The sequence below is a fragment of the Nocardia aurea genome, assembly GCF_003123685.1.
Taxonomy (GTDB): domain Bacteria; phylum Actinomycetota; class Actinomycetes; order Mycobacteriales; family Mycobacteriaceae; genus Nocardia; species Nocardia aurea.
This window is the reverse complement of the sequence record NZ_QCYJ01000078.1, coordinates 1-4,990: the sequence shown is the minus strand read 5'-3', so window position 1 is coordinate 4,990 and position 4,990 is coordinate 1. Positions and strand designations below refer to the sequence as shown.

Annotated in this window: 5 protein-coding genes; 2 read left to right on the top strand and 3 right to left on the bottom strand. The window is 72.1% G+C overall.

All coding sequences use genetic code 11. From position 1 onward, the window contains the following. The 3 genes from DAT37_RS13090 to DAT37_RS13080 form a co-directional block, all read right to left on the bottom strand. Positions 1–431, bottom strand: a 431-nt coding sequence (locus DAT37_RS13090) for a cyclase family protein (RefSeq protein ID WP_198654256.1), incomplete at its 3' end; no start/stop codon positions are given. A 61-nt stretch (positions 432–492) separates the two neighbouring features. Next, on the bottom strand, positions 493–1,113 hold the full coding sequence (locus DAT37_RS13085; protein ID WP_109525016.1) for a hypothetical protein: 621 nt from the start codon (positions 1,111–1,113) through the stop codon (positions 493–495). 21 nt (positions 1,114–1,134) lie between these two features. Further along, positions 1,135–1,563 carry a CBS domain-containing protein gene (locus tag DAT37_RS13080; protein ID WP_109525017.1) on the bottom strand — a complete coding sequence of 143 codons (429 nt, stop codon included), beginning with the start codon at positions 1,561–1,563 and terminating at the stop codon, positions 1,135–1,137. Positions 1,564–1,776: 213 nt separating this feature from the next. Between DAT37_RS13080 and DAT37_RS13075 the strand changes: the two genes are divergently transcribed. Both DAT37_RS13075 and DAT37_RS13070 read left to right on the top strand, forming a co-directional pair. Further along, entirely contained in the window at positions 1,777–3,171 is a 1,395-nt protein-coding gene (locus DAT37_RS13075) for an aminopeptidase P family protein (protein ID WP_109525015.1), read from the top strand. A gap of 82 nt (positions 3,172–3,253) precedes the next feature. Then, the gene (locus DAT37_RS13070; RefSeq protein WP_109525014.1) at positions 3,254–4,861 is read left to right on the top strand and encodes an alpha/beta hydrolase; all 1,608 of its coding nucleotides are present in this window, start codon (positions 3,254–3,256) and stop codon (positions 4,859–4,861) included. The last annotated feature ends 129 nt before the right edge of the window (positions 4,862–4,990 follow it).

Genomic DNA, 4,990 nt, shown 5'->3' with positions numbered 1-4,990 from the left:
CCGGTGCGGTAGAGCAGCCAGCCGCCGTCGGGCAGCGGGCCGTGCGCCCGTTCCCACTCCTTGACGTGGTCGACCCGGAGCAGGAAGTCGGGGTCCTTGCCCGCCTCGGCGGCGAAGTCCAGGACGACGGCCGGAGCGAGCAGGCTGCTGGGCGGCACCTGGGAGACGTCCTGGCCATCGCGGGCGGTCACCCAGTGGACGGGGGCGTCGAAGTGGGTCCCGGTGTGCTCGCCCGTGTGGATGTCGTTCCAGTACCAGGCCGGGCCGCGGTCGTCGTAGCGGCTGATCTCCTCCAGGCGGAACGGGATCGTGTTGCCGAACGGCTCGGGCAGGCGGAGGATCGGGGTCCCGGAGGACAGGGGCGCGGTCAGGTCGATCACCTCGATCGCGCCGTCGCGCACGCTCTGGACGAGGCTCCGCAGCACCGACATGTCATCCTCCTCAGCGGGCTGGTGGTGTCCTCCTACGGTGATGCCCAGCGCCAAACATGCCTCAGACCTTGATCCAGTCGGCGCAGCCGCTGGTCTGGAAGGCCTTGTCGGTCGGTGCGATGGTGATGGTGGCGGGCCCCTTGGGCATGTCGGCCGCGATGACGTCGGCGGGCCGCGGGCTGGTGCTCCTGAGCCTGGCCCAGTAGCACGCCGGAAGGCCCGTGGCGGGTCCGGTGGTGCGGTAGGTGCCCGGCTGGATGTCGACGCCGACCACCAGGGTGCGGTGCGCGGCGGCGGCTCCAGTGGGAGCTGCTGCGGGAGCGCCCGTGGGAGCGGTGGCGCCGCTGAAAGGCGCGGTGGTCGCGGGCGCGGAGCCGCCGGGCGCGGCGGTGGCGGGGCCGTTCGTGGTGGGGCCGTTCGTGATGGGGCCACCGGTGGCGGGGCCGTTGGTGGCCGGTGCCATGCCGGTGGGGGAACCGGCCGTCCGGGAGGGGTCCGGCTCGGCCGGCTCGTCGACCGTCACCGTGACGCGGGGCGCGGGCGCGGCGGCCGGCTCACCCGAGCCGTAGCCCGTCACGAACCCCAGCAGGAACCCCAGCACCCCCGCCAGCCCGGAGACGAGCAGGATGATCGTCGGACTGCGGGTCGCCCGAGGATATTCGGGTGGAGGTCCGTAAATCACCCGACCAGCGTCCCACCCGTGTCAACGGTGCAGGTAGTCGACCAGCGACGCCTTCTCCGTCTCCAGTTCCTCGATGGCGCTCTTTACCACGTCGCCGATGCTCACGATGCCCACCAGCCGGCCGTCCTCCACCACGGGCATGTGGCGCACCCGGTGGGTGGTCATGATCTTGCGCAGCTCGTCGACCCGGTCGCCCAGGCCGACGGTCCGGACATCGGGCGTCATGATCGTGGACACGGGCTGGTCGAGCACCTCGGCGCCGTGGTCGTGCAGGTGACGCACCACGTCGCGCTCGGACACGATACCGGTGATCGTCGCGCCGTCGGAGGAGACGACGACGGCCCCGATGTTGTGCTGGGCCAGCTTGGCCAGCAGTTCCCGCACTGTCGCCTCGGGCGACACGGTCGTCACTTCAGTGCCCTTTTTACGGAGAATCGTCCCGATGAGCATCTGCACCACCTCGGCTCTCAGTTACCCGCGGCGCGTCTCGGCCATGCGCTCCACTCGGTGCCTTACAGGCAAGCAACCGGGTGGGCAGGGCGTCAAGCGTCCGGCGTAGGCTGCTTGCCGTACCGACCCGCCTCGTGCGGCGCCCCGTGCGAGCACGCGCCCCCCGCGCTCCACGTGAGGGGCGCGCCGACTCAGCCACCAGGACGCGCCACGATGACCGAGCGGCTCAACACCGGAAGCCACGATCTGCCCATCACCGACGAGCTGGCCGCGTTCATGCGGACGGGCTGGGCCGACACGCGGCGCGCCGGCGTGTCGGCGCTGCCGGTCGCGCCGTGGGCGGCCAAGCGCCGCGCCGCGCTGGCGGCGCGCTTCCCGGGCGAGCGGCTCGTCGTCCCGGCGGGCACGCTCAAGGTGCGCAGCAACGACTGGGACTACCCGTTCCGGCCGCACAGCGCCCACTCCTACCTGACGGGGGCGGGCGAGCCCGACGACGTGCTGGTCGTCGAGCCGTCCGGCGAGGCGAGGCTGTACCTCAGGCCGCGCTCCCCGCGCCAGGAGGGCGAGGAGTTCTACCGCGACCGCCGCTACGGCGAGTTCTGGGTGGGCCGCAGGCCCGACCTGGCCGAGGCGGCCGAGCTGTACCAGGTGGAGTGCGCGCACATCCGCGACCTTGACGTGAAGGGCCCGGCCCGGGTGCTGCGCGGCGTGGACGCACGGGTGGACGCCATGGTCGCCGCGGGTGAGGGCGACGCGGAGCTGGAGTGCTTCCTGTCGGAGACGCGGCTGGTGAAGGACGAGTGGGAGATCGGCGAGCTGCAGTCGGCGGTCGACTCGACGGTGCGCGGTTTCGAGGACGTGGTGCGCGCCCTGCCCGCGGCGCTGGGGCACCCGCGCGGCGAGCGCCACCTGGAGGGCGTGTTCGGGCTGCGCTCGCGGCTGGAGGGCAACACCGTCGGCTACGACAGCATCGTGGCCTCCGGCGCTCACGCGTGCGTGCTCCACTGGATCCGCAACGACGGCGGGCTGCGCCCGGGAGACCTGCTGCTGCTGGACGCGGGCGTCGAGACCGACACGCTCTACACGGCGGACGTCACGCGGACGATGCCGCTGTCCGGCCGGTTCGGGCCGGTGCAGCGGCAGGTGTACGAGCTGGTGTACGAGGCGCAGACCGCCGCGATCGCGACGCTCAGGCCGGGCGCCCGCTTCCGCGACTTCCACCGGGCGGCGATGCGGGTGATCTGCGAGGGCCTGCACGAGTGGGGCCTGCTGAAGGCCTCCCCCGACGCGCTCATGGAGACGGGCGTCTACCGCCGCTACACGCTGTGCAGCAGCGGCCACATGCTCGGACTCGACGTGCACGACTGCGCCCGCTCCCGCGCCGAGGCCTACCTCGACGGGGTGCTGGAGGAGGGCCAGGTGCTGACCGTCGAACCCGGCCTCTACCTGCAGCCGGACGATCTCACGCTGCCGGAGGAGTTCCGGGGGCTGGGCGTGCGCATCGAGGACGACCTGGTGATCACGAAGGACGGGGCCCGCATGATGTCCTCCGCGCTCCCGCGCCACCCGGACGAGGTGGAGAGCTGGATGGCTGACCTGCTCAGCTGATCTCCGGCAGGCCGGTCGTAAGACCTGGGTATGACACGACTTTCATACTGGAGTCTGATGACGTTGTCGGGAGATCTGGTTGATGATCAAGTACCCGACGATTGGACTCGATGTGCGCAGACATGTCCTGATACCCACCCTGCTGCTCTCCTTAGCCGTCCCTCTGCTGCCCGTGGCTCCGGCCGCGGCGAGCCCGGCGGAGCCCGAGGGCGCCGCCCGTGCCCCCGCCATCTCCTGGGCGCCCTGCGAGGAGGACCAGACCGCCGAGTGCGGCAAGCTCACCGTGCCCGTCGACTGGAGCAAGCCCGGCGGGGAGACGTTCGAGCTGGCGCTGGCCCGGCGCAAGGCGACCGACCCCGCCGCCCGGATCGGCTCCCTGGTGATCAACCCCGGCGGGCCGGGCGGCTCCGGGGTGTCCGCCGTCCTGGGGAACTGGATCCCCTTCACGCCGGAGATCACCCGGCGCTTCGACGTCGTCGGATTCGACCCGCGCGGCGTGGAGCGCAGCCACCCCATCCTGTGCTCGCTCGAACTGGCCAACCGGCCTCTCCCTGACGCGCTGTCGCTCAAGAGCCAGGCCGAGTTCGACGCGATCCTCGCCCACAACGCCGAGTACCGGCGCGACTGCAGGGCACGCACCGGCCCCCTGTTCGACCACGTCGACACGGGCAGCGTCGTGCGCGACCTCGACGCCCTGCGCGCCGCGCTCGGCGACGACAAGCTCACCTACTACGGCGTCTCGTACGGCACGCTCATCGGGCAGCTGTACGCCGAGCGCTACCCACGGCGCGTCCGGGCCCTGACGCTCGACAGCAACATGGACCACAGCCTCGGCACGAAGGGGTTCCTGGACACCGAGTCGTGGACGGCTCAGGACTCCTTCAACGAGTTCGCCGCCTGGTGCGACCGCACCGCCGCATGCGCCCTGCACGGCAAGGACGTCAAGGCCGTGTGGAGAGGACTGCTGGCGCGGGCCGAACGAGGCGAGCTGACCTACCCGGGGGAGCCCGACGTCAAGCTGTCCAGGATGGCGCTCATCTCGCAGGCGTTCGGCGCGTTCTACGGCCCCGCGTTCAGTCAACTGGCCCAGTTCCTGCGCGCGCTGGAAAGCGGCTCGGGGACGGCGCGGCCCCTCGTCGCGCCACCGGCCGACGACCCGCCACAGGTCATCAACGACCCGAGCCAAGTCTTCTGCCAAGACTACCTGCTGCCCGTCCGTGACTACCGCGAGTACGCCGGACTGCTGCGCAGGTCGGCCGCCATCGCGCCGGACATGCTGGTCAGCCCGCCGGCGCACTCTCTGACACTGGCCTGCCTCGGGCAGCCGACCCCGATCCCCAACCCGCAGCACCGGCTCCGCGTGGACGGCACACCGACGCTGCTGCTCGGCAACGCCCTGCACGACCCGGCCACCGGCTACCCGTGGGCGGTCAACGCGGCCCGGCAGATCGGCCGCGAGGCCAGGCTGCTCACCTACGAGGGATGGGGGCACGGCATCTACGGCCGGGGCGACTGCCCGACCCAGGCGATCGACGGCTATCTGATCTCGCTCGCCACGCCGGCCCAGGGCGCCAGGTGCCCGGCCGTGCCGCCGGGCGAGGCCGCGGCCCAGAGCGCCCAGGTCCGCCCGATGCCTGGTCCGATTCCGGGCCTGCCCGGCTACACGTACAACCTCCCCGCCCGCGGCTGACGTCACAGGCCACGACCGGGTGAGTACGACCGCGCCGCCCGGCTTTCCGTCCGGCTTCCGTGCGGCTTTCCGTCCGGCGCGGTCAGGCCGGGGCGTCCATGCGACGCCCCGGCCTTCCGCCATCCGGCC

Bases quoted from the DNA above. Each gene is read 5' to 3' on its own strand.
- DAT37_RS13080 (WP_109525017.1), bottom strand. From the start codon at position 1,563: ATGCTCATCGGGACGATTCTCCGTAAAAAGGGCACTGAAGTGACGACC.
- DAT37_RS13070 (WP_109525014.1), top strand. From the start codon at position 3,254: ATGATCAAGTACCCGACGATTGGACTCGATGTGCGCAGACATGTCCTG.
- DAT37_RS13075 (WP_109525015.1), top strand. From the start codon at position 1,777: ATGACCGAGCGGCTCAACACCGGAAGCCACGATCTGCCCATCACCGAC.